The organism is Mycolicibacterium peregrinum (assembly GCF_001665625.1).
Taxonomy (GTDB): Bacteria; Actinomycetota; Actinomycetes; order Mycobacteriales; family Mycobacteriaceae; genus Mycobacterium; species Mycobacterium peregrinum_B.
Genome location: NZ_LZSY01000193.1, coordinates 16838 through 38518 on the forward strand (window position 1 = coordinate 16838; position 21681 = coordinate 38518).

General features: G+C 67.6%; 24 protein-coding genes. 15 read left to right on the plus strand and 9 right to left on the minus strand.

Annotated elements, in window-relative coordinates:
• The first annotated feature begins 32 nt into the window (after nucleotides 1–32).
• The 4 genes from malQ to A5779_RS30935 all read left to right on the plus strand — a co-directional run bounded on the left by malQ (nucleotide 33) and on the right by A5779_RS30935 (nucleotide 4768).
• Nucleotides 33–2168, plus strand: a complete 2136-nt coding sequence (malQ, locus tag A5779_RS30920; RefSeq protein ID WP_064887643.1) for a 4-alpha-glucanotransferase — start codon at nucleotides 33–35, stop codon at nucleotides 2166–2168.
• 79 nt (nucleotides 2169–2247) lie between these two features.
• On the plus strand, nucleotides 2248–2658 hold the full coding sequence (locus A5779_RS30925; RefSeq protein WP_064887645.1) for a hypothetical protein: 411 nt from the start codon (nucleotides 2248–2250) through the stop codon (nucleotides 2656–2658).
• A gap of 74 nt (nucleotides 2659–2732) precedes the next feature.
• The gene (locus tag A5779_RS30930; RefSeq protein WP_064887647.1) at nucleotides 2733–3632 is read left to right on the plus strand and encodes a metal-dependent hydrolase; all 900 of its coding nucleotides are present in this window, start codon (nucleotides 2733–2735) and stop codon (nucleotides 3630–3632) included.
• Between the two features lie 11 nt (nucleotides 3633–3643).
• Nucleotides 3644–4768, plus strand: a complete 1125-nt coding sequence (locus A5779_RS30935) for a PDR/VanB family oxidoreductase (RefSeq protein ID WP_064887649.1) — start codon at nucleotides 3644–3646, stop codon at nucleotides 4766–4768.
• 4 nt (nucleotides 4769–4772) lie between these two features.
• Here the strand turns inward: A5779_RS30935 and A5779_RS30940 are convergent, their stop codons facing one another.
• Nucleotides 4773–5270 (minus strand): NUDIX hydrolase, encoded by a 498-nt coding sequence (locus tag A5779_RS30940; RefSeq protein WP_064887686.1) that lies wholly within the window; start codon nucleotides 5268–5270, stop codon nucleotides 4773–4775.
• Nucleotides 5271–5550: 280 nt separating this feature from the next.
• Between A5779_RS30940 and A5779_RS30945 the strand changes: the two genes are divergently transcribed.
• Both A5779_RS30945 and A5779_RS30950 read left to right on the plus strand, forming a co-directional pair.
• Nucleotides 5551–5850: a hypothetical protein gene (locus tag A5779_RS30945; protein WP_064887651.1), complete on the plus strand. Its 300-nt coding sequence runs from the start codon at nucleotides 5551–5553 to the stop codon at nucleotides 5848–5850.
• Between the two features lie 101 nt (nucleotides 5851–5951).
• Complete coding sequence (locus A5779_RS30950) at nucleotides 5952–6722, plus strand: SGNH/GDSL hydrolase family protein (protein WP_064887653.1); 771 nt, start codon at nucleotides 5952–5954, stop codon at nucleotides 6720–6722.
• A gap of 19 nt (nucleotides 6723–6741) precedes the next feature.
• Here the strand turns inward: A5779_RS30950 and A5779_RS30955 are convergent, their stop codons facing one another.
• Nucleotides 6742–7305 carry a hypothetical protein gene (locus tag A5779_RS30955; protein ID WP_064887654.1) on the minus strand — a complete coding sequence of 188 codons (564 nt, stop codon included), beginning with the start codon at nucleotides 7303–7305 and terminating at the stop codon, nucleotides 6742–6744.
• A 74-nt stretch (nucleotides 7306–7379) separates the two neighbouring features.
• Nucleotides 7380–8180: a ketosteroid isomerase family protein gene (locus A5779_RS30960; RefSeq protein WP_064887656.1), complete on the minus strand. Its 801-nt coding sequence runs from the start codon at nucleotides 8178–8180 to the stop codon at nucleotides 7380–7382.
• 90 nt (nucleotides 8181–8270) lie between these two features.
• Between A5779_RS30960 and A5779_RS30965 the strand changes: the two genes are divergently transcribed.
• The 3 genes from A5779_RS30965 (at nucleotide 8271) to A5779_RS30975 (ending at nucleotide 10960) form a co-directional block, all read left to right on the plus strand.
• Nucleotides 8271–8657 carry an Rv0313 family protein gene (locus tag A5779_RS30965; protein ID WP_064887658.1) on the plus strand — a complete coding sequence of 129 codons (387 nt, stop codon included), beginning with the start codon at nucleotides 8271–8273 and terminating at the stop codon, nucleotides 8655–8657.
• Between the two features lie 113 nt (nucleotides 8658–8770).
• Nucleotides 8771–9208: a hypothetical protein gene (locus tag A5779_RS30970; RefSeq protein ID WP_064887660.1), complete on the plus strand. Its 438-nt coding sequence runs from the start codon at nucleotides 8771–8773 to the stop codon at nucleotides 9206–9208.
• 81 nt (nucleotides 9209–9289) lie between these two features.
• A complete protein-coding gene (locus tag A5779_RS30975) occupies nucleotides 9290–10960 on the plus strand; it encodes an acyl-CoA synthetase (protein ID WP_064887688.1) in 1671 nt (556 codons plus the stop codon).
• A gap of 72 nt (nucleotides 10961–11032) precedes the next feature.
• Here the strand turns inward: A5779_RS30975 and A5779_RS30980 are convergent, their stop codons facing one another.
• From A5779_RS30980 to A5779_RS30990, 3 genes are read right to left on the minus strand one after another with little or no spacing between them, the layout of a single operon-like run.
• A complete protein-coding gene (locus A5779_RS30980; RefSeq protein ID WP_064887662.1) occupies nucleotides 11033–11500 on the minus strand; it encodes an SRPBCC family protein in 468 nt (155 codons plus the stop codon).
• Nucleotides 11501–11522: 22 nt separating this feature from the next.
• Nucleotides 11523–12704 carry a cytochrome P450 gene (locus A5779_RS30985; RefSeq protein ID WP_064887664.1) on the minus strand — a complete coding sequence of 394 codons (1182 nt, stop codon included), beginning with the start codon at nucleotides 12702–12704 and terminating at the stop codon, nucleotides 11523–11525.
• Nucleotides 12701–13537, minus strand: a complete 837-nt coding sequence (locus A5779_RS30990; protein WP_064887666.1) for a mycofactocin-coupled SDR family oxidoreductase — start codon at nucleotides 13535–13537, stop codon at nucleotides 12701–12703. Before A5779_RS30990 ends, A5779_RS30985 begins: the two co-directional genes overlap by 4 nt.
• Nucleotides 13538–13623: 86 nt before the next feature.
• Here A5779_RS30990 and A5779_RS30995 point away from each other — a divergent pair, with 86 nt between their 5' ends.
• The 4 genes from A5779_RS30995 (at nucleotide 13624) to A5779_RS31010 (ending at nucleotide 17778) form a co-directional block, all read left to right on the plus strand.
• A complete protein-coding gene (locus A5779_RS30995) occupies nucleotides 13624–14196 on the plus strand; it encodes a TetR/AcrR family transcriptional regulator (protein WP_082941927.1) in 573 nt (190 codons plus the stop codon).
• A complete protein-coding gene (locus tag A5779_RS31000) occupies nucleotides 14193–15701 on the plus strand; it encodes an AMP-binding protein (RefSeq protein WP_064887668.1) in 1509 nt (502 codons plus the stop codon). Before A5779_RS30995 ends, A5779_RS31000 begins: the two co-directional genes overlap by 4 nt.
• Nucleotides 15702–15895: 194 nt before the next feature.
• Entirely contained in the window at nucleotides 15896–16456 is a 561-nt protein-coding gene (locus tag A5779_RS31005) for a hypothetical protein (RefSeq protein WP_055114598.1), read from the plus strand.
• Nucleotides 16457–16461: 5 nt separating this feature from the next.
• Nucleotides 16462–17778: a Dyp-type peroxidase gene (locus A5779_RS31010; protein WP_064887669.1), complete on the plus strand. Its 1317-nt coding sequence runs from the start codon at nucleotides 16462–16464 to the stop codon at nucleotides 17776–17778.
• 8 nt (nucleotides 17779–17786) lie between these two features.
• Here the strand turns inward: A5779_RS31010 and A5779_RS31015 are convergent, their stop codons facing one another.
• On the minus strand, nucleotides 17787–18710 hold the full coding sequence (locus A5779_RS31015; protein ID WP_064887671.1) for a DUF7159 family protein: 924 nt from the start codon (nucleotides 18708–18710) through the stop codon (nucleotides 17787–17789).
• A 174-nt stretch (nucleotides 18711–18884) separates the two neighbouring features.
• Between A5779_RS31015 and A5779_RS31020 the strand changes: the two genes are divergently transcribed.
• Nucleotides 18885–19739, plus strand: a complete 855-nt coding sequence (locus A5779_RS31020) for an SDR family oxidoreductase (protein ID WP_064887692.1) — start codon at nucleotides 18885–18887, stop codon at nucleotides 19737–19739.
• Nucleotides 19732–20997 (plus strand): spinster family MFS transporter, encoded by a 1266-nt coding sequence (locus A5779_RS31025; RefSeq protein ID WP_064887673.1) that lies wholly within the window; start codon nucleotides 19732–19734, stop codon nucleotides 20995–20997. The genes A5779_RS31020 and A5779_RS31025 overlap by 8 nt, the downstream gene beginning before the upstream one ends.
• Here the strand turns inward: A5779_RS31025 and A5779_RS31030 are convergent.
• Nucleotides 20994–21389: a DUF4267 domain-containing protein gene (locus tag A5779_RS31030; protein ID WP_064887675.1), complete on the minus strand. Its 396-nt coding sequence runs from the start codon at nucleotides 21387–21389 to the stop codon at nucleotides 20994–20996. The two genes, A5779_RS31025 and A5779_RS31030, sit on opposite strands and share 4 nt — an antisense overlap.
• 24 nt (nucleotides 21390–21413) lie before the next feature.
• Nucleotides 21414–21575 (minus strand): hypothetical protein, encoded by a 162-nt coding sequence (locus A5779_RS34180; protein WP_165609849.1) that lies wholly within the window; start codon nucleotides 21573–21575, stop codon nucleotides 21414–21416.
• Nucleotides 21576–21681 lie beyond the last annotated feature (106 nt).

Genomic DNA, 21681 nt, shown 5'->3' on the forward strand with positions numbered 1-21681 from the left:
ACGATCGGCTTCTGGGCAGCAAGATTGACACCATGACTTCTTCGTCACCGACGCTGCTGGAGCTGGCCCGCCGCTACGGCGTCGCCTCGGAGTTCGACGACTGGACCGGCCGCCGCACCGCCGTCGCAGAGTCCACCCTGGTCGCGGTGTTGGAAGCGTTGGGCGTGGCGGCCGGCACCGAACAGGAGCGGGTGGACGCCCTGGCCGTCCACGACCGGCAGTACTGGCAGCGCTGCCTGCCGCAGATCGTGCTGGGCCGCGCAGGAATGCCGGCGAGCTTCTGGGTCCACGTCACGCACGGAGATCCGGTGCACCTCACGCTGTTGCTCGAAGATGGCACCGAGCGCGGCGGCCTGCGGCAGCTCGAGAACAACCGGCCTCCATACGATCTCGGGAACCGGTTGATCGGTGAGGCCACGTTCGAACTGCCTGCGGACCTGCCACTGGGTTATCACCGGCTGCGATTGGACGGGACCGATATCGAGACGCCGGTGGTGATCTCCCCCGCAACCGTGGGCCTGCCCACCCGACTCGGCGAGCGGCGCGCCTGGGGACTGACTGTTCAGCTCTACAGTGTTCGCTCCAAAAACTCTTGGGGCACAGGGGATCTCACCGACCTGGCAGATCTGGCGGTGTGGTCGGCGGCCGAGCACCGTGCCGGGTTCGTCCTGGTCAATCCGCTGCACGCGGCCGCTCCCACTGCCCCGATGGAGCCCTCGCCGTATCTGCCCACGTCGCGGAGGTTCGGCAATCCGCTCTACCTGCGGGTCGAGGCCGTCCCGGAGTTCGCCTCGGTCCGGCACCGCAGCCGTATCCGGGCGCTGCGCGCCGCGCTCAACAAGCGTGCGGACCGCAACCCGACCATCGACCGCGACGCGGCCTGGCAGGCCAAACGCACCGCACTGCAGCAGGTGTACCGGGTTGAGCGTTCGGCGGGCCGGGAGCTGGCGTACGCCGCCTACCGGGCCCGGCAGGGCCGCAGCCTGGAGGAATTCGCAACCTGGTGCGCGCTGGCCGAACGGTACGGTGCCGATTGGCACGCCTGGCCGCACGCACTGCAGCATCCGGCGAATCCGGAGGTCGCCGCGTTCGCAGCGGCCCATCCCGATGCCGTGGACTTCCATCGCTGGCTGCAGTGGGTTCTCGACGACCAACTCACCGCGGTACAGGCCACGGCGGTGCAGGCCGGGATGGAGTTGGGCGTCATGAGCGACCTCGCGGTCGGCGTGGATCCCGACGGCGCCGACGCCTGGGCCCTGCAGGATGTGCTGGCTCTGGGGGTGACCGCCGGTGCCCCGCCGGATGAGTTCAACCAACTCGGCCAGGATTGGTCGCAGCCCCCGTGGCGGCCGGACCGACTGGCCGAGCAGGCCTACGAGCCGTTCCGGGCGTTGGTCGAGATGGCACTGCGGCATGCCGGCGGGGTGCGTATCGACCACATCATCGGAATGTTCCGGCTGTGGTGGATCCCGAAGGGTGCCGCACCGACCGAAGGCACCTATGTGCGCTACGACCACGACGCGATGATCGGCATCATCGCGCTCGAAGCGCACCGGGCCGGTGCGCTCGTGGTCGGCGAGGATCTCGGCACGGTCGAACCGTGGGTGCGTGACCACCTGCACGAGCGGGGTCTGTTCGGCACCTCGATCCTGTGGTTCGAGTCCGACGGGTCCGGGCGGCCCCTCCCGGCCGAACGCTGGCGCGAATGCTGCCTGTCCTCGGTGACCACCCACGATCTGCCGCCGACAGCGGGGTATCTCGCGGGCGAACATGTGCGGTTGCGGGACGAACTCGGGCTGCTCACGCGGCCCGCCGACGAGGAGTTGACCTCGGACCGTGCCGCGCAGGCCGCCTGGCTGGACGAATTGCGCCGGGTCGGCCTGCTCGGACCCGATCCGGACACCGATCAGATCGTGGCAGCGCTGTATCGGTATCTGGCCCGGACCCCGTCGAAGCTGCTGACCCTGGCGCTGGCCGACGCGGTAGGTGAGTTGCGTACCCAGAATCAGCCGGGAACGACCGACGAGTACCCGAACTGGCGGATCCCGCTGGCCGGCCCGGACGGCCGTCGACTGCTGCTCGAAGACGTGTTCGCCGATCCGCGGGCAGCGGTGTTGAGCGAGGTGATGGCCGAGATCACCGGGCAATCCGGCCGGGCCGGGATGTAACACCCGGGGCGTCTTCTCCGGTTTCACATTCGTCACCGCTGCGATATGTTCGCAACCGCACCCGACTGACGGAGTTCACGTGAAGAAGCTTGTTGCGCTCGGTGGCGGTCTGCTCGCCGCCGGTTCGATCGCCCTGATGGCGGCAGGTGCCGCCACCTCACAGCCGAGCTCCGCTTCGGTCAACGTCGTCGGTGAGCCCTATATGAAGGCACTGGCGATCCTGAAGAGCCAGGGAGTCAAGGCCACCTTCGGCGGCTCGTTCGGCAGCGCCCTTCCGCAAGCCGAGTGCCTGGTCGATTCCCAGAAGGTCAACTCCAGCGGCAAGATGATCCTGATGCTGGACTGCAGCGAGGCCGCGGCCGAGCAGGGTGCCGAATCGGCTGTCCCGGGCGGCCCGAGGGTCGGCAGTAACGGCGTGACCACGGTGACGCCGACGCCAGTGGTCCCGATCGCCGGCGCCCCAGGCGCGGGCACGCCGCCACCGGCCTGACCCGCACCCGGTACCGCTGTTCCCACCTAAATCCGTACACTGCTGAGAGTCCACTCATCCCAGGGAGGCTCTCGATGTTGCGTCCGTTGCGGTTCGACAATGAGATCGACCCGGGCCCGGTACAGATCCAGGCCCGTAAAGTGCACTTCGATCTCGACGGCATACCGTTGCACTGGATTCCCGGCCACCCCGTGGCCGCGACGATGGTCAACCTGTTCAACGTGGTGCTGCCGATGGCCGAACACTGGTTCGTCGCGACGTTCAACGAAGCACTGCCCTATGTGCGCGATCCCAAGCTCGCTGATGACATGCGCGGCTTCATCGGTCAGGAGGCGACCCACGCCGAGACCCATGATCAGGTGCTCGACGAGTTCCTCACCGCCCACGGCGTGGATTACCAGCCGCTGATGGCCATGGTCGAGCACGTGTTCACCAAGATGCTGGGCCCGACCGATTCGACCGACCCGCGGCGCCGGCTGTCCAACCTGTGCGACCGACTGTGGCTCATCGCCGCGATCGAGCACTACACGGCGGTACTCGGTGACTTTGTGCTGAACTGCACGTGGGAGGACTTCGATGCCGACCCGACGATGACGGATCTGTTCCGCTGGCATGGCAGCGAGGAGGTCGAGCACCGCAGTGTCGCCCACGACGTCGCGGTCTACTTCCAGGACAGCTACTTCAGCCGGGTACGGGCCATGTCGATCGCCGCGACCGCCGTCTATATGTTCTTCCAGCGCGGTTGCTGGGCCATGGTCAAGAGCGATCCGACCCTCGACATCGGCTGGTGGCGGATGAATCGGTTGCGGATGCGCGATTCCAAGCTGGGGCTGCTGCCGAAGTTCTCCCGGATGTTCGGTTCCAACACCCTGGCGTACTGCCGACCCGGTTTTTCGCCGGAGGAGATGGGCTCGACCGCCCAGGCAGTGGCTTACCTGGCGAGCTCCCCCGCGGCGCGGGCCGCCCACCTGTGACGGGCGCAGCCATGCCGACGCTGTCACTGATATCCCGGTACCGTCGGCTGCCACCGAGTGCGTCGGGGCGGTTCCGGCACGATCCCATGCTCGGTCTGGCCGAGGTGTCGATCGCCACCATGTGGGGTGTGAACCGCTTGCTGCGGCGTCCCTCGCCTCCACCTGAACTGGACCGCACGATCACGTTGACCGTGGTCGGCCGGGAAGTGGTGGCTCACGACCAGGACGTCATCGCGCTGACCCTGGCCGCGGCTGACGGCGGCACGCTGCCGCAGTGGTATCCGGGTGCGCACATCGACCTGCACCTGGCCAGCGGCCGGGTGCGGCAGTACTCACTGTGCGGTGATCCCGCAGTCCGCGACCGCTATCGAATTGCGGTGCGGCGCATACCCGATGGCGGTGGCGGTTCGGTCGAGGTGCACGAGAGTCTGCAGGTCGGCAGCCGGGTGAGCACCCACGGCCCGCGCAATGCGTTCGCGTTGACGGTGCCCGGCTACGGGTCCCCCACCCAGCGGTTCCGCTTCATCGCGGGCGGAATCGGCATCACCCCGATCCTGCCGATGCTCGGGTTGGCGGCGCGGTTGGGTGTCGACTGGTCGATGGTGTACGCCGGGCGCAGCAGCGACAGCCTGCCGTTCCTCGACGAGCTCGCCCGGTTCGGAGACCGCATCGAGATCCGCACCGACGATGTCCACGGCCTGCCCGGTGCCGGCGATCTTCTCGGCGACTGCCCCGACGGCACCACGGTGTACGCCTGCGGTCCGGCGCCGATGTTGACGGGAATCCGCGCCGCACTCGCCGGCCGTGATGACGTGGAGTTGCATTTCGAAAGGTTCGCGGCGCCACCGGTTGTCGACGGTGCCGAGTTCTCGGTGAGGATCGCCTCGACCGGCGCCGAGGTGACGGTCGGAGCCGACGAGACCATGCTCGCCGCACTGAGCCGGTCCGGGGTGAACGCTCCGTACTCGTGCCAGCAGGGTTTCTGCGGCACCTGCCGCATTCGGACCGTGCCGGGAACCGACGGGACTGTGCAGCACCGCGATACGTTGTTGACCGACCCGGAGCGCGACGCCGGCTATCTGCTGACCTGCGTCTCGCGGGCGGAGGCCGGCCGCCCGCTGACCCTCGACCTCTGAGCCGCTACCCGTCGTCGGCGAGGCCTTCGCCATAGCCTGCGAGTTCGGGTGCGGCCATCAGCTGGTCCAACAGCGGGCGTTGCCCCGTCAGCAGCTTGATGCGCGCAGTTGCGACGGAAACCCAAGCAACACGGTCGATTTCGGGAAACTCGACCAGTCGTCCCGACCCCTTCGGCAACTCGATACTGAACGTGTTGCTCACGGCGGTGGCGGGGTCGAAATCCCCGCCCACCGCGAATGCGGTGACCACCTTGCCGCCGGCCTGCCGCACCGGGTCCAGATCGATGCGCGGACCTGCCGGCGGTGGCGACCCGAGTTCCTCGGCGAACTCGCGTTGCGCCGCCGCCCACGGGTCCTCGTCGTCGGCGTACTCCCCCTTTGGCACCGACCACGCCCCGGCGTCCTTTCGCGCCCAGAACGGCCCGCCCGGGTGAACGATCAGCACTTCCACGTCCGCCCCGGCGAGGCGGTACAGCAGGACACCCGCGCTCAGCTTCGCCACGCGCTGCACGCTACTCGACGAGCTGATCGCGACGACTTCACCGCTGCACAACGGTGAGGTGCACCACTTTGCCGGCGGGACGTAGTTCGCCTCACTCCAGTGGAGGTTCCGAAGTGTGACGCAGCCCTCGTCAATGGGTTTCGGTCAGCCGGAATTTAAATTGTGAACTGCCGGTTAATTCTTGTGTAACACCTAAATCGAGGTGACGACAGCGCTTGGGTGGGCAGCCGGCGTCGGCATCACGCGCGAAACAACAGAAGAGTGAAAGAAGGCACCAAAGATGATGAGGATCGGATTTGCCACTGCACTTGCAGGAGCGGCTGCCGCAGCGGTGATCGGCCTGGCCGGACCTGCCCAGGCGGCACCGACCGGCCCGGGCAACGCCCAGCAGACGATCAGCGAACTGCAGGCGCAGGGTTACAAGGTGATCGTCAACCACGTCGGTTCGACCCCGTTGGACAAGGCTTCGGTAGTGTCCGTACGCCCGGGCCAGACCTACAGCCGGACGGATTCCAGCAGCCCCGGTGGCGATTTGCAGACCACCGTACTGAACAAGACAGTTTACGTAGATGTGAAGTAAGCCCAAACATCGCGAAACATCAAGGAGGGGCGCCCTTTTCGGGCGCCCCTCCTTGGTGTCCACGCGAAGCGGACGGGCGGGTCCGCGCTAGAGTCGCCAGCGTGCGACGTTTTACCCGATATGTCGCCCTCGGCGACAGCCAGACCGAAGGGTTGTGGGATGGCGACGACGCAGTCGGCCTGATGGGCTTCGCCGATCGTCTCGCGGTCCGTCTCGACGGGCTCTATCCGGGATTGGGTTACGCCAATCTCGCCATTCGCGGTCACCGCATCGGCGATGTCCTGAACACCCAGCTCCCCACCGCGTTGTCGATGCGACCAGACCTGGTCACCGTCTGCATCGGCATGAACGACGTGACCCGCCCCGGGCGCGCCTTCACCCGTGCTTTGGGTGACCTCGACGCCGTCTACCGCACGCTCGCGGCCGCCGGTGCGACCGTCGTCACCACCACGTTCCCTGACATCACCCAGATCCTGCCAGTGGGCCGGCTGCTGGGAAAGCGGGTGGTCCGGATCAACGACGCGATCAACGATGCCGCCGATCGGTACGGGTTCCACCTCGTCGATCTGTACTCGGCCCCCTCGATGCGCGACCCGGCGACCTGGAGCCCGGACCGGGTCCACGGCTCGGCGAAGGGACACGTCCTGTTCGCGGCGGCGGCCGCCGAAGCGCTCGGATTGCCTGACAGCAACCATGATTGGGCGCTGGCCACGGGCCCGGACCAAATCCAGTCTTTTCGGTCCAGGGCCTACTCACAACTGCTGTGGACGCAGAACATGCTCATGCCGTGGCTGTGGCGTCACCTTCGCGGCCGGTCGGGAGGTGCGGGCCGCTCAGCCCGGCGGCCGGCCCTGATGTGCCTGAGCGCCTGACCGAAGCCTCGGACGTCGGTCAGATCCCGCCCCAGGTGGAGTCGAGCTCTTTGGCGACGTCGATCACCTTCGCCTGCTCCGACGCCGGACTGTCGATCTCACCGGCCACGTGCGCGGCGATGAAACGTTTGATCTCCGCGTCGACGCCGGCCAGGATCCGCAGCACCTCGGCACGCAGCGACGTGGAGGTGACGTGGATCGAGATGTCGGACGGCCGCGGCTTCTTGACATCGAGGATCAGCAAGAGCGGCTCGGCGGCCAACGCCGTGGCTCGCAGGGCGATCTCACCGAACACCATGAACTTGGGCCGGTCGATGCGCAGGTCGATCACCATGTCGATCTCCAGCGGGATCCGGATGGAGAACGTGATGGTTTCGCCCACAATGCGGCTCACGCGGGGCTTTTGGATCTTGACCCGGGCGGTGACCTTGGCGATCTTGCCGGGCCCCTGCGCGATCGGACCCATCTCGAACGCGTCGCCGGCGATCGAGCCGATGGCGTCGCCGACCCGTTCCTCGGATACCGCCACCTCGAAGAACCGGCGCCCGAATTCCTCGTAGGTGATGTAAGCGTGATCAGCCATGATCCTTCTACGGTCTCACGACGGTGTGCGGCGACGGTGAAGCCGGGCCGTAATTGCTGTCGACGTCGCGTCGTTCAGGCCTCGTCGGCGAAGTACCGCAACCGGGCGACACCCAGCGGTGCGTTGCTCAGATCGACGATCAGTACAGCCCGGCGGCCGTCGAGGTCGAGCCCGGCCACCAGGTGATGCCCGGACGCGATGAGCTTGCGCCAGGAGGCACCCGAGGCACGTTCCACCAACCCGGACGTGCTCAATGGGGTGTCGTCACCCAGGTAGATGTCGGTGTCGGCGGTCAACCGCCGCTGCACCGCCACCGTGTCGCCGGCGCACAGGTCGTCGAGCAGCCCCGAGACCAGCCGCCTGCCTGCCCGCCCGGCGCCTGCCATCCCCTTGGCGAAGCCCACGGCACCCGCGGGTCCCTGGTTACGCAGCAACGCCACGGCCAGGCGCAGCCCGACCGGCACGGCGCCCAGTCCGGCGCGGGCGAACTGCCCGATCATCGCGGGCAGCTGCCAGTACGCCTGCAGTTGACCGATCCACGGCCCGTCCGGACCAGGAGCGACGACGTAGCGCAGGTAGGCAGGAATCCGCATCGAGACCGATGTGCTCATCACGACCTCGAGCTCGAGATCGCGGATCACCGTGGACCCGGCGACGAGGTCGACGTCGCGGTGGAAGGTGATGTCGCGCGGGGCGATGAAGGTGTCGTAGAACCGCTCGATCTCGGCGGCCCCGCGGTGTGGCCGGGAGCCCACCGGGTCCTCGACCTGTCCGCCCGCAGCGAACAACCCCACCCATCCTCGGCGGTCGTGTGCGCCCGCTGCCTGCGGTGACAATTCGACGGTGGCTAGCAGGTCGTCCCGTGTGAAGGCCATATGGTTCGTTTACCATCCCGCCCGCCGCCGCGTGCGCGCACACTGGTGTTTGACACCTTGAGATTGCCCACAACCACCGAGGAGAGCGCCATGAGTGGCAGTGGACCGTTCGGATTCGACCCTGAGGACTTCGACCGCGTGGCCCGGGAGGCCGGCGAGGGGCTGCGCGACGCCCTGGACGGGTTGAGCAAGTTCATCGCGAGGCCCGGCCAGGCCGGCGGCTGGGCGGGGCTGCTCGATGAGTTCGCCCGGTTCTCCCAGCCCAGAACGGAGCCGGAGACCACCGGCGAGAAGGGCGACGGGGTGTGGGCCATCTACACCGTCGACGACGCCGGCGGCGCCCACATCGAGCAGGTATACCCCAGTGAGCTCGAAGCGCTGCGGGCCAATGCCGGCAACACCGATCCGGGCCGCCGCGTCCGGTTCCTGCCCTACGGCATCGCCGTCAGCGTGCTCGACACGGATACCGGCGAGTAACAACGGCCCGAAATGTCGTCTGCCGATCTTCCCGACCGGCTAGGATTCTGGCCCAAAGTCAACGAACTGCCCGGCCCGGCTCGACCGGCGGCCGGCAATGCTGAGGGTGGGACATGATTCGCGAACTCTTCGCCACTACGGCGGTCGCCGCGGCGGCACTGGCTACAGCCATTTCGGCGGCGCCGGGTGCTCTCGCCGACGACAACAGCAACATGTACCCGGACAATCCCGGGCGCTATCCCACCGACGTTCCCGGCATGAGCTACGAGGCCTCCAACGGTGCGCCGTGTTTCAGCTGGGAACGGAACGTCTTCGGCCGCGGCCCGGGCGGCACCGCCATGCAGTGCAAGTGGATTCCCAACCAGTGGCCTCCGGTGTACACCGGCTTCTGGACCTACGCCTACCCGTTGAACGGCGTGCAGGAGATCGGGTCTCCGTGCCCGGGACCGCAGGAAGCCGCTCAGTCGCCTGACGGCCGACCGATGCTGTGCCTGGGCGAGCAGGGGTGGCAGCCCGGCATTTTGACCGGAGACGGTTTCTTCCCGGTCTGAGGCGCGGGTCACATCCCACCGGCCATACAGCCGAGCGGTGCATGTATGGTCGTGGGGCCCGAATCCGTGACCAGGAGTGCCATGAGCGACGTCAAGTTCGACCTGTCCACAGTGTTCTCCACGGTGGCCAAAGCCGTCCCCGATCAGACCTTCCTGGTGTGGCGGGATCGCCGGTTGAGTTACGCCGAGTTCGACGCGCGCGTCGACGGCTTCGCCCATTACCTGGTGTCGGCCGGTCTCGGCACCCACACCGAGCGCGACGGGCTGGCCGGGCACGAATCGGGCCAGGACCACCTGGGCATCTACCTGCGCAACGGCAACGAGTACCTCGAGTCGATGATCGGCAGCTACCGCGCCCGGGTGGCACCGTTCAACGTCAGCTACCGGTACGTGGAGGAGGAACTCCTCTATCTGCTGAAGGATTCGAACGCCCGCGCGGTGATCTACAACGCCGAGTTCGCGCCGCGGGTGGCCGCGATCCGCGACCAGCTGCCGAATCTGCAGGTGCTCATCCAGGTCGCCGACGAATCGGGCAACGAGCTCCTGCCGGGTGCCGTCGATTACGAGACGATCCTCAAAACCGCTGCGCCGCAAGCCGGCATGCCGTCCCCGTCGGGGGATGACCTGTATGTCCTGTACACCGGCGGCACCACCGGTATGCCCAAGGGTGTGCTGTGGCGTCAGCACGACATCTTCCTGTCGTCGATGGGTGGCCGGCCGTTCGGCAGCGACACCTTCATCGCGTCGTACGAGGAGCTCGCCGAGCGGGCCGCCACCGCGGGTGGCGGGCTGTCGCTGCTGATGATCCCGCCGTTCATGCACGGTGCCGCGCAGTGGGCCGCCTACAACGCCATCACCATGGGCGGAAAGCTCGTCATCCCCGACGATGTGGTGAAGATGCGCCCGGGCAACGTGTTGGAGCTGGCGGCCCGCGAACGGGTACTGAGCATCCCGGTGGTCGGCGACGCGATCGCGCGACCGCTGATCGACGAGATCGAGAAGGGCGACTACGACCTGTCGGGTCTGTTCACGATCACCAACGGCGGAGCGCCGCTGTCCCCCACCGTGCGTGAGCGCATCCTGGCCGCGCTTCCGCACCTGATGTTGCTCGATGCCGTGGGTTCCTCGGAGTCGGGCACCCAGATGAGCACCGCGTCCACCGCGGGCACCGATTCCGAGGCGGCCACCTTCAACGCCCAGTCCGACACCGCGGTGGTGGCCGAGGATCTTTCCCGGGTGCTCGGCCCCGGCGAGAGCGGCGGCTGGCTGGCGCGGCGCGACCTGATCCCGCTGGGCTACCTGGGCGACGAGGCCAAGACCGCACGCACGTTCCCCACCATCGACGGTGTCCGTTGGGCCGTTCCGGGCGACCGGGCAAATGTCTTGGAAGACGGGCGCATTCAGCTGCTGGGCCGGGATTCGGTCACCATCAATTCCGGCGGCGAGAAGATCTTCGTCGAGGAGGTCGAGCGGGCCGTCGCCGCGCACCCCGCCGTTTACGACGTGGTCGTCGTCGGTCGCCCGTCGGAGCGTTGGGGTAACGAGGTCGTGGCGGTCGTGCAGTTCGCCGAGGGCGCCTCGGCCACCGACGAGGAGCTCGCGACGGTGTGTGAGCGCGCGATCGCGCGCTACAAGATCCCGAAGGCGTTCGTCCGCTCCCCCCAGATCGTGCGCTCCCCCGCGGGCAAGGCGGATTACCGGTGGGCCAAGTCGGTGGCCGCCGAGCACGCCGAGGCCGTCAGCACCTCGTAGCTTCGAAGCCTGCCCCGTTCTTCCTTGCGCGAGCAGACGCTGAGGTACCCCGGAACCGCGATTTCCTGGTACCTAAGTGTCTGCTCGCCGGAAAAGGTTCCCGATGGCCGCGAGCATCGTGGTGTGGGCAGCGACGGCCTGCCCCACGGTGAGCGCCAACAGCGGCCTGGGCGCGGCGATGGTCAGCTCTTCGATGATCCGGGTTCCGGCCTCGGTCGGAGCGAAATCCACCTGGCTGTCCAGCTTTACCTGCGGGAACTGCCGGGCCTGCGCGGTTATCGGGCCCGCGGTGGGGACGACGAGTCGGGCCCGGTAGGTGATCGGAAGCGCGAACGGCCCCATCGGGATTCGATCGCGCACCTGATAGTCCTGCTGGTACCCGTCGGCCAGATCGACCCGCGAGGTGCTGCGCACCCACTGCACGAGCGGGTGCACCTGCGAGATGTGGTCCAGGTCGACGTAGAACGCCCGCACCTGCTCGGGCGGCGCGGGCACCTCACCGCTGACCCTGCGCCGGGCCTGCCCGATCCAGATGCTCACCGGCTCAGTTCACCACAGCCGGTCAAACCACGAGGCGCAGTTGCTCCCAACCACGCACGGTGGAGGTCGGTGCCAGTTGCGCGCTGTCGTAGTCGATCTCCCATTCGGGGAATCGGTTGAGCAGTTCATCGAGTGCGACGCGGCCCTCCAGCCGGGCCAGGTTGGCGCCCAGGCAGTAGTGCAGTCCCTTGCCGAAGGTCAGGTGGCTGATGTTGTCACGATGGATGTCGAAGGTGTCGGGGTTGCGATAGCGACGCGGGTCGCGGTTGGCCGCACCGAACAACAGCAGCATCGCGCTGCCCGCCGGCACCGTGGTGCCGTCGTACTCGAAATCCCGTGCCACCCAACGCGCCACATGCGGACCGGTCGGTTCGAAGCGCAGCGTCTCGTCGACCGCGCGGGTCAGCAGTGAGCGGTCCCGCTCCACTTCCCGACGCTGGTCGGGGTGTTCGGCAAGCACTTTCGCCAACCAGCCGATCAGCCGGCCGGTGGTCTCGTTTCCGGCGCCGGCCACCACCTGGGTGTAGTGCAGCACCTCCTTGCGCTCCAGCTTGCGGGTGACGCCGAACTCGTCGGTGAACTCGACGTTCAGCAGGGCCGTCATCAGGTCGTCGGACGGATTGTTCGCCCGCCACTCCACGTAGTCGGCGTAGATCCGGCCGTCGGCGATGCGGTCGGCCTGCACCACCTTCATCGGCGCACCCGGCTTGGTCCGCAGATTGGCGTCGTTGGCGTCACGCACCCCGATCTGCTCGGATTCCGGTATGCCGAGCAGCATTCCGATCACCCGCATCGGCATCATCGAGGCCAGTTCGGCGATGATGTCGAATCCGCCCGAGCCGACCAACGGATCCAGGCACCGCACACAGAACTCCCGGATCTGATCCTCGATCTCGGCCATCCGCCGCGGAGTGAACACCCGCGACATCAGCCCACGCAGCAGGGAGTGCATGGGCGGGTCCTCGAACATCATCACGCCCGGCGGCATGTCGAAGTCGGACTGGATCAACTCGAGGATGTCACTTCGGCTGTTGGAGAACGTTTCCCAGTCCGACAAGGATTTTTCGACGTCGGCGTGCCGCGACAGGGCCCAGAAGTCGTAGCGCTCGTTGTAGTACAGCGGCGCTTCGTCGCGTAGCCGGGCGTAGACCGGATACGGGTCGGCGACGATCCCGACGTCATAAGGGTCGTAGTACACGGTCATTTCAGGCAGCTGCCGGCGTCGACGGGCAGGGTGACCCCGGTGATGTAGCGGGCCTCGTCCGAGGCCAGGAACAGCACTGCGTTGCTGATGTCCTCGGGTGTGACCCAGGGGATCGGCAGCATGTGGAACGTCTGGCAGATCGGGGCCAGATCGTCGGGTCCCGGGTTCTCCAGGTCCGGCCGGAACATCCGGTAGGTCTTGTCGTTCATCAGCATCGGGCTGTTGACGTGGGTGGGGTGCACAGAGTTGACCCGGATCGAATGTTGGCCCAGTTCAACGGCAAAGCTGCGCATCAGGCCGACCACACCGTGTTTGGCGGCGACGTAGTGCCCGGTGAACGGGTAAGCCTTCGTCCCGGCCACCGAGCTGGTCAGGATGATCGATCCGCCCCTCCCACCGTCGAGGATATGGGGCACACCGGCTTTCACCGTCTTCCAGACCCCGCTGAGATTGACGTCGATCATCTCCTGCCAGAGGTCTTCGTCCATCCGGTCCAGCTTCACTCCGGTGGTTCCGATGCCCGCGTTGGCCGCGATGATGTCGAGCCGCCCCAGCTGCTCGACGCCGCTGTCGACGGCGGCCTTGAGTGCGCCGAAATCGCGCACGTCGACCTCGGCGGTGACGATGCGCCGGCCCAGGTTCTTCACCAGATCGGCGGTCTCGGCCAGGTCCTCGGCCGTCGCCCCCGATGCCGGCGACCGGTCGAAGGTGGCGCAGATGTCCACCGCGATGATGTCGGCGCCCTCGGCCGCCAACCGCACCGCATGGCTGCGGCCCTGACCCCGGGCCGCTCCGGTGATCAGCGCGACCTTGCCGTCGACCCGTCCTGTCATCGCCCACCTTCCGACTTTGGGCGATCGCCCAATAATTACACTCAGGCCATGTCTAGCAGCCGTCGCCGCGCGTGGTCAAGGGTGCGATGAGCCCGCCGAGCACCACCCGCCGAGCACTGATCCGGGCCACCGCCCAGGTCATGCTCGAGGAGGGCTACGCCGCGGCGACCTCACGGCGGGTGGCCGCGCAGGCCGGGGTCAAACCCGCACTCGTGCACTACTACTTCCCCAGCATGGACGACCTGTTCATCGCGGTCCTGGCGGCCGGCGCCGAGACGAACCTCAGCGCTCAGCAGGAGGCCTTCGCCCAGGACGCTCCGCTGCATGCGCTGTGGGAGCTCAACAACACCCAGGGCGCGGCCCTGTGGATGGAGTTCATGGCCCTGGCCAACCACCGCAAGGCCATCCGCAGCGAGATCGCGGGTTACGCCGACCGGTTCCGTGATCTCGAGGAGGCCGCGATGGCCTCGGCGCTGCAGGCCCACGGCATCGACACCGACGAGTTCCCGCCCGTCGTGATGTCGATGATCGCGGCGAGCCTGGCCCGCATCCTCGTGCTCGAGCAGGGTCTGGGCATCAGCCGTGGGCATGCCGAGGCGCAGGCTTTCGTGCGGCGCTATCTGGACCGGTTCGATCAGCCCGAGGAGGATCCGGCATGAGCCTGCTGCACGAATTGGTTTCGGCCGCTGCTGCCGGCGCGCCCGAGCGCCCGGCCGTGGTGACCGATGACGGCAGCACCGCAACGTTCGCCGAGTTCGATCGCCAGATCCGTGGCGTCGCGGGCTGGGTGGCGGACCGGACCGCTCCGGGTGACCGGGTGGCCGTGGTTGCCGACAACAGCGCCGCCTACGCCCAGTTGTACTACGGCGTGCCGCGCAGCGGACGGGTGCTGACCCTGATCAACCAACGTCTCAGCCCGACCGAACAGACGGCCCAGTTGGCCACCGCCCGGCCCACCCTGCTGCTGGGCGACGAGCGGTACCTGTCGGCTCTCGCACCCACGGTCACGCCGGCCGTCGCATTCGAATCCGACGAATGGCGGGCCGCACCCGGGTCCGATCTCCTACTGCCCGGTGTCACCAGGCCCGACGATCCGGCCTGGCTGCTGTTCACCAGCGGATCCACCGGAGTTCCGAAAGCTGTTGTGCACAGCCATCGTTCGGTTCTCACCGCGGTGTGGGGTTCAGTGGCGGGCCGCTCGGTGCGGCCGGGCGGCGTGTACCTGTTGCCGTTTCCGATGTGCCACGTCGCCGGTTACAACATGCTGGTCCAGCACGCGGTGGCCGCGACAGTCGTCCTGTGTGCCCAGTACCGCCCGGAGAGTTTCGCGCAGCTGGTACGCAGCCACGGCGTCACCTCATGTTCGTTGGCGCCGACCATGCTGCACTCGCTGCTCGGCCATCTCGAACACACTGGGACCGGTCTGCCCACCCTCGACGCGATCGCCTATGGGTCGGCGGCGATGCCGCTGGACCTGCTGCGTCGGGCGATCGACACCCTCGGCGTCGACTTCCACCAGGGCTATGGGATGACCGAAACCGGCGGCAACATCACGTTTCTCGGCCCCGAGGACCACCGGGTCGGGGCTGCTGGCCGCCCCGAGTTGCTCAGCAGTGCCGGCTATCCGCACGACGATGTCCAGATCGGCATCGCCGACGCGGACGGCGGTCTGCTGCCGCCCGGCCAGGTGGGCGAGATCATGGTTCGCGGCGCGCAGGTGACACCTGGCTACTGGCCCGAAGGGGCAAGCACCGAGGACGGTTGGCTGCGCACCGGCGACATGGGTCGCACCGACCCCGACGGACGACTGTTCGTGGTGGACCGGCTCAAGGACATCATCGTCACCGGTGGTGAGAACGTGTCGTCCCGCGAGGTCGAGGATGCCCTGTCCGGACATCCCGGGGTGGACCAGGTAGCGGTGGTCGCGGTCCCCGACGACTACTGGGGCGAAGCCGTGTGCGCGGTGGTCGTGCCGAAACCGGCGCACCGACCGACCGCCGACGAGCTGATCAGCCATGTGCGCAGCGCGATCGCGGGTTTCAAGCGGCCGCGGGTGGTGTTGTTCACCGAGGCGCTGCCGCTGACCGGTAACGGCAAGGTCGCCAAGGACCGGGTTCGCGCCTTCGCTCGCAGTGCTGTTCTGGACGGGGCCGGGCACTCGTAGTTCCTGGCCCCGGGGTGGTCGTGGCCAACCCCTCGACGGCCCCGACACAGCGGACAATACGCCGAGCACGGACGTTTTCCGGGGTTTCTATGAAACACCCCGGCAAATTTCACGGCGCGTCAATGCAATCCACGTGTCAAGCGGCCCGACGGTGCTAGCGTTCGGCGTTACCTGAGCGCACCTGGGGGTTCTGAATGACTACCGATCAGCCTGACTGGACCAAGCCCGCAGCGATGGCCATCCCGCCGGAGGGCTATTTCGAACTCAAGGAGGGCCGATACGGCCCGACGTATCCGAGAACGCCCGCCTGCCATGGGTTTTCCATCATCGCAAAGGTGAAGGAAGGCCGTGAGGAGGCGGTGCGCGCGTACGGCAAGCAAATTGAGGAAGCCGTCGCCGCGAGCCCTGAAGTCCTTGCGCCACTGCGGCTGCACTACTTGCGCTGGCAACTGTTCGACGTCGGTTCGGGCCTGCATTTCCAATACCAGGGCATCTTCGACACCGACTTCGACAAGTACACCGAGGACGCAGTGCAATTGTTCAGCGCCACCGGCATCACCACGGTGTTCACCAACCTGGAGGGCTTCCCCGAGGACTGGAAGGAGAACCCGCAGGCGTTCATCGAATTCGTCCGGGCCCACCAGGTGCCGAGCTTCCTCGAATACGGTGAGTACCCCTACGTCACTGCCGACGAGATCAAAAAGGCCCTGCGCCTGAAGTCCGCCTTCTCCACCATGCTCGACCAGATGCAATAACAGCCGTGCTCGAGTTCGACGACATCCAGCACATCCTGCTGACCCGCACACCGGCCATCACCGGGCGCTACGAGTTTTTGACCTTCGACACCCCTGCGGGCGGACGGGCCTGGCTCACCGAACTGCTCGACAAGGTGTCCTCGGCCGCGGACGCCAAGGCCACCATGGACGAATCCGACCGCTGGGTCACGCTGGCCTTCACCTGGACCGGACTGCGGGCACTCGGCGTCGACGAGGAGTCGCTGGCCACCTTCCCGGATGCGTTCCGGGAAGGTATGGCACGGCGCGCCCCGATCCTCGGCGACACCGGCGCGGCCGCCCCCGAGCACTGGTTGGGCGGCCTGGCCGGCGACGATCTGCATGCGATCGCGATCCTGTTCTCCCGCACCGACGAGCAGTACCGTCGCTCCATCGCCGAGCACGACAAGCTGCTCGACCGAACCCCCGGGGTACGCAGCCTGTCCTACCTTGACCTGAATGCGACTCCGCCGTTCAACTACGCCCATGACCACTTCGGATACCGCGATCGGTTGTCGCAACCGGTGATGAAGGGCTCCGGCGAGGAGCCCACGCCGGGTTCCGGCGACCCACTCGAGCCCGGAGAGTTCATCCTGGGCTACCCCGATGAGGACGGACCGGTCGCGAACCTACCCAAGCCGGATGTGTTGTCCCGCAACAGCAGCTATATGGCTTACCGCCGACTCGAGGAACACGTCGCGCTGTTCCGCGACTACCTCCGCGAGCGGTCCGATTCGCCGGAAGCCGAGGAACTGCTGGCCGCGAAGTTCATGGGCCGGTGGCGCAGTGGCGCGCCCCTGGTGCTGGCGCCCGAGCAGGACGATCCCGAACTGGGCGCGGACCCCATGCGTAACAACGACTTCAACTACAAGGAAATGGATCCCTTCGGCTATGCGTGCCCGCTCGGGTCGCATGCGCGCCGGCTCAACCCACGCGACACCGCGCACTACATGAACCGCCGCCGCATGATCCGGCGCGGCGCCACCTATGGCCCCGCACTCCCCGACGGCGCAGCCGATGACGGCGTGGATCGCGGCATCGCGGCGTTCATCATCTGCGCCGACCTGGTGCGCCAGTTCGAGTTCGCGCAGAACGTGTGGATCAACGACAAGTCGTTCCACGAACTGGGCAACGAGCACGACCCGATCTGCGGCACCCAGGACGGCACTCTGGATTTCACCGTCCCCAAACGCCCGATACGTAAGGTGCACAAGGGAATTCCGGCGTTCACCACACTTCGGGGTGGTGCGTACTTCTTCCTGCCGGGCATGTCGGGGCTGCGGCATCTGGCGAGCCTGCCGTAATTCAGGACCTACGGCATCGCGCCGAGGAACCACAAGCCTGCCGGCGCCGGGCTCGGTGGCGGCGCCAGGCTCGGCTGGGCGGCCGGAAGGGCCGCGGAAAACGCGGGGCCGGGCGACGGGTCGGCCGCGATGTGCGGTTCGGCAGCGGGTAGCGCAGCCGACATGGGTAGGTGTGGCTGTGCGGCCGGAAGGTGTGGGAGGGCTGCCGGGACAACGTGGGACACAGCTGTTTCGGCCGCTGCGACCGGTTCGGCGGCCGGTTCGGCGATCGGTGCCCGCGCGGCCCGTTCGGCCGCCTGGATAGCGACTTCCGGCTCCACAGGTGACTCCGCTACCGCCCGGGGGACGTCCCGCGGGGTGAGGACGGTGACGAGTTGCGGCTGCGCAGCCGCAGTGACGCCGGCTTCGTCGGCGGCCGGGTCCGGCACCGGCTCGACGAACTGCGAGCCGACGGTGAGCAGTCCCACCGCGACCGCCGCGGCAGTCGCGGCCACTGCCCGCACGGCGTTGTGCCTGCGTGGGGCTGGGGCCCGCGGCGCGGCGAGCCTCGGCGTCCCCGCGACCGCGTCGGTCGCGACCGCCAGCGCGGCGTCGCGGGCGGCGGTGCCGGATTGTCCCGGGACCAGCCGCACATCGTCGAACCCGGCGGCGGCGAGCAGGTCGAAGAGTTCGGCCACCGGATCGCCGTCGCCGTGATCGGAGGCGACGCCGGCCGCACATACGCCGATCGCCACCACCTTCTGACCACTGGCGGCCGCGATGGCCTGCGCACTACGGGCTGCGGCCGCCGCTCGGCCGGGCAGGTCACCGGCGGCGTCGACATGGAAGGCGTCGTCATCGAGGGTGGTGAGATCTGCGGTGGGGTTGTCGCCGTCGACGAGTGCCCAGGCGATGCCGTGCGAAGTCACCGACAGCCCCAGCACTGTCTTCACCCTGCGCCCTCGATTCTTCTCGCGTGACCGGCTCCCGGCCGCGACGAGCGTATGACGCATCAAGGGCATCGGCATCCGGGAGAAGAGGTCGGTAACCGGCTGGGCACCGAGAATTCACCCGGATGCTATTTTGGCCGCCGAACCAGCCCGAATCCGGGCGGCAAGGAGGCGATCATCGGCACATACGCGGTCACCGGGTCCGCATCCGGCATGGGCTTACAGGCGGCCCGACGGCTCCGCGATCTCGGGCACACCGTGATCGGTGTGGACCTCAAAGAAGGCGATGTGGTTGCCGACCTGTCCACTGCGCAGGGACGTCGGGCGGCTGCCGACGGCGTGCTGGCGGCGTGCGGCGGAATGCTCGACGGGGCGGTGCTGGCTGCCGGGCTCGGCCCGGGTCCCGGCTCTGACCGCAACCGGTTGATCGCCGAGGTCAACTTCCTCGGCGTGGTCGAACTACTCGAGGCCTGGCAGCCCGCGCTGGCCAAGGCAGACCGCGCCAAAGTTGTGGTGATTTCCAGCAATTCGACGACAACGGTGCCGGTGGTCCCACGCCGGACCATCCGGGCGTTGTCGGCACGCGACACCGACCGGGCGGTCCGCTCGCTGCGTCTGCTGGGCCGCACCGGCTCGGCCATCATGTACGCGGCGTCGAAGATCGCGGTGAGCCGCTGGCTGCGGATCAATGCCGTCTCCGCAGAGTGGGCCGGTGCGGGTATTCGTCTGAACGCGTTGGCTCCCGGCGCCATCCTGACTCCACTTCTGCAGGCCCAACTCGCCGATCCGCGCGAGGGTGCCGCCGTGCGGAAGTTCCCGGTACCGATCGGCGGATACGGTGACGCGGGCCATCTCGCCGACTGGATGTGTTTCATGTTGTCGGACTCGGCCGATTTCCTCTGTGGCAGTGTAATTTTCGTTGACGGCGGCTCCGACGCCTTCTTCCGCCCGCTGGAGTGGCCCACCGCGGTGCCGCTGCGCCGTCTGCCGCGGTATCTGTGGCGGTTCGCCCGCGGCGTACGACATGGCTGACACTGGCCCTTCCCACGGGCGGCAGCGCGCGTGGGCTGCGGTCGCGCTGCTCACCCTGGTCGGAACCCTCAACTACGTCGACCGGTTCCTGCCCTCGGTACTGGCCGAGCCGATCAAACACGAACTCGCCCTGTCGGACACCGCGATCGGGGTGATCAACGGATTCGGCTTCCTGATCGTGTACGCGGTCCTCGGCGTCGCGGTGGCCAGGGTTGCCGACCGCGGAGCGTTCGGCGCGGTGATCGCCGGCTGTCTGACGCTGTGGGGCACCATGACCATGCTCGGCGGTGCCGTGCAGTCCGGGTTTCAGCTCGCGCTCACCCGGGTGGGCGTCGCGGTCGGCGAGGCGGGCAGCACCCCGGCCGCCCATGCCTATGCGGCCCGTAACTTCCCTCCGGAGCGTCGCGTGGCACCGCTGGCAGTCATCACGTTCTCGATCCCGCTGGCCAGCGGCGCCAGCCTGATCGGCGGCGGCCTGTTGGCCGAAAACCTGGGGTGGCGAACGGCTTTCGTTGCGATCGGTGCATTCAGCGTGGTATTCGCCCCACTGGTGCTGTTGATCGTAGGGGCCCGCCAGTCGCTGCCCGTTGCGGTACACCGGGAACAGGACGTGACCGTCAAGTGGTGGGGTCTGCTGCGCAAGCGCAGCTTCCTGGCCGTCATCGGTGGGACGGCGTTCGTCTCGGCCGCCGGTTACTCGCTGACCACGTTCTCGCCGGCCTTCCTGATGCGGACGCGTTCCATGTCACTCAGTGAGGTCGGGTGGGAGTACGGCCTGGCCACCGGGCTTTCCGGGGTGCTCGGACTGCTGATCGTGGGCCGGCTGGCCGATCGGCTGGCGGTGCGCGACCCGCGCTGGTTGCTGTGGATCGTGGTGGCGACGACGGCGTTGCTACTGCCGGCCTCCGTGTTGGCGTTCACCGTCGAAAGCCGCCTGGCGTGCGTGTGGTTCCTGGCGCTCAGCTACGTCATCGGCACGGCGTACCTGGCACCGTCCATCGCCGCCATCCACCGCCTGGTGCTGCCGGCGCAACGAGCTACCGCCTCGGCGATCTTCCTGTTCTTCAACGCCATTCTCGGGTCCATCGGCCCGTTCGTCACCGGCCTGATCAGTGACGCACTGACCGCCGATCTCGGCGTGCACGCACTGGGCCGGGCCCTGCTGATCCTGGTTCCGGTACTGCAACTGCTGGCGATGGGCTGTTATCTCGTCGCCGCCCGCTGGTACCGCAGCGACATCATCGAGACGAACGGCTAGCCCGTCGGGGTGCCCTCGGCACGCGCCCGGCGGCGGGTGGCACCCCACAGCCCTACGGCGATGCCGACCACCGCTCCCCCGAGGCCGACGATCTTCTGTGACCGTGGCAGCTGGTCGTGTACCGCCATCCCACCGAGCAGGTCTGCGGCGTCGGCGCCGCCGGAGGCCAGGAACCACCCGCGGGTGTCTTTGCCGCGCAGGCCCGCCGTCAACAGCAGTCCGCCGATCAGCGCGTCGCGGTATCCCATCGACCGCCACATCAGCTGCGCGGTTGCGTCTGGTGTTTCCCGGGCGCCCCACCACCGGTCGGCCCGCTTCGGGTCGACGAGAAACGAGACTCCCGACGCGAATCGGATGGCACCGGCGGCCAGCGCGGCCCGGTCGATCGACATGCCGTGCAGCCTAGCCGCCCGGTGTCAGGCCCTCGGGTGCTTCTTCGGATCGATGATCGTCGGCGGTCCGTCGGGATGGAGCGCACCACCCTCGTTGAGCCAGTCGGCAATCTCGGCGGCATCTTCGCGCGTGACTGGCCGACGCCTACTGAACAGCGATTTCACCTTCTTGGTCAGCTTCGGCATACCCCGATGGTAGGTCGGAATCGAGGTGACAGCCGCGGCTTGGCGAAGCCTGTGAAACCGCTAGTCAAACTGGCTGGAATACAGAGCATTTCGAAGCTGCCCGGAC

Excerpts from the sequence above, each read along its gene's own strand:
- A5779_RS31030 (WP_064887675.1), bottom strand. The coding sequence starts at position 21,389 with ATGTCGATCGACCGGGCCGCGCTGGCCGCCGGTGCCATCCGATTCGCG.
- A5779_RS30995 (WP_082941927.1), top strand. The coding sequence starts at position 13,624 with ATGAGCCCGCCGAGCACCACCCGCCGAGCACTGATCCGGGCCACCGCC.
- A5779_RS30955 (WP_064887654.1), bottom strand. The coding sequence starts at position 7,305 with ATGGCTGATCACGCTTACATCACCTACGAGGAATTCGGGCGCCGGTTC.
- A5779_RS30960 (WP_064887656.1), bottom strand. The coding sequence starts at position 8,180 with ATGGCCTTCACACGGGACGACCTGCTAGCCACCGTCGAATTGTCACCG.
- A5779_RS30970 (WP_064887660.1), top strand. The coding sequence starts at position 8,771 with ATGATTCGCGAACTCTTCGCCACTACGGCGGTCGCCGCGGCGGCACTG.
- A5779_RS30965 (WP_064887658.1), top strand. The coding sequence starts at position 8,271 with ATGAGTGGCAGTGGACCGTTCGGATTCGACCCTGAGGACTTCGACCGC.
- A5779_RS30990 (WP_064887666.1), bottom strand. The coding sequence starts at position 13,537 with ATGACAGGACGGGTCGACGGCAAGGTCGCGCTGATCACCGGAGCGGCC.
- A5779_RS34180 (WP_165609849.1), bottom strand. The coding sequence starts at position 21,575 with ATGCCGAAGCTGACCAAGAAGGTGAAATCGCTGTTCAGTAGGCGTCGG.
- A5779_RS31005 (WP_055114598.1), top strand. The coding sequence starts at position 15,896 with ATGACTACCGATCAGCCTGACTGGACCAAGCCCGCAGCGATGGCCATC.
- A5779_RS30935 (WP_064887649.1), top strand. The coding sequence starts at position 3,644 with ATGCCGACGCTGTCACTGATATCCCGGTACCGTCGGCTGCCACCGAGT.
- malQ (WP_064887643.1), top strand. The coding sequence starts at position 33 with ATGACTTCTTCGTCACCGACGCTGCTGGAGCTGGCCCGCCGCTACGGC.
- A5779_RS31000 (WP_064887668.1), top strand. The coding sequence starts at position 14,193 with ATGAGCCTGCTGCACGAATTGGTTTCGGCCGCTGCTGCCGGCGCGCCC.
- A5779_RS30985 (WP_064887664.1), bottom strand. The coding sequence starts at position 12,704 with ATGACCGTGTACTACGACCCTTATGACGTCGGGATCGTCGCCGACCCG.
- A5779_RS30930 (WP_064887647.1), top strand. The coding sequence starts at position 2,733 with ATGTTGCGTCCGTTGCGGTTCGACAATGAGATCGACCCGGGCCCGGTA.
- A5779_RS30945 (WP_064887651.1), top strand. The coding sequence starts at position 5,551 with ATGATGAGGATCGGATTTGCCACTGCACTTGCAGGAGCGGCTGCCGCA.
- A5779_RS31025 (WP_064887673.1), top strand. The coding sequence starts at position 19,732 with ATGGCTGACACTGGCCCTTCCCACGGGCGGCAGCGCGCGTGGGCTGCG.
- A5779_RS30975 (WP_064887688.1), top strand. The coding sequence starts at position 9,290 with ATGAGCGACGTCAAGTTCGACCTGTCCACAGTGTTCTCCACGGTGGCC.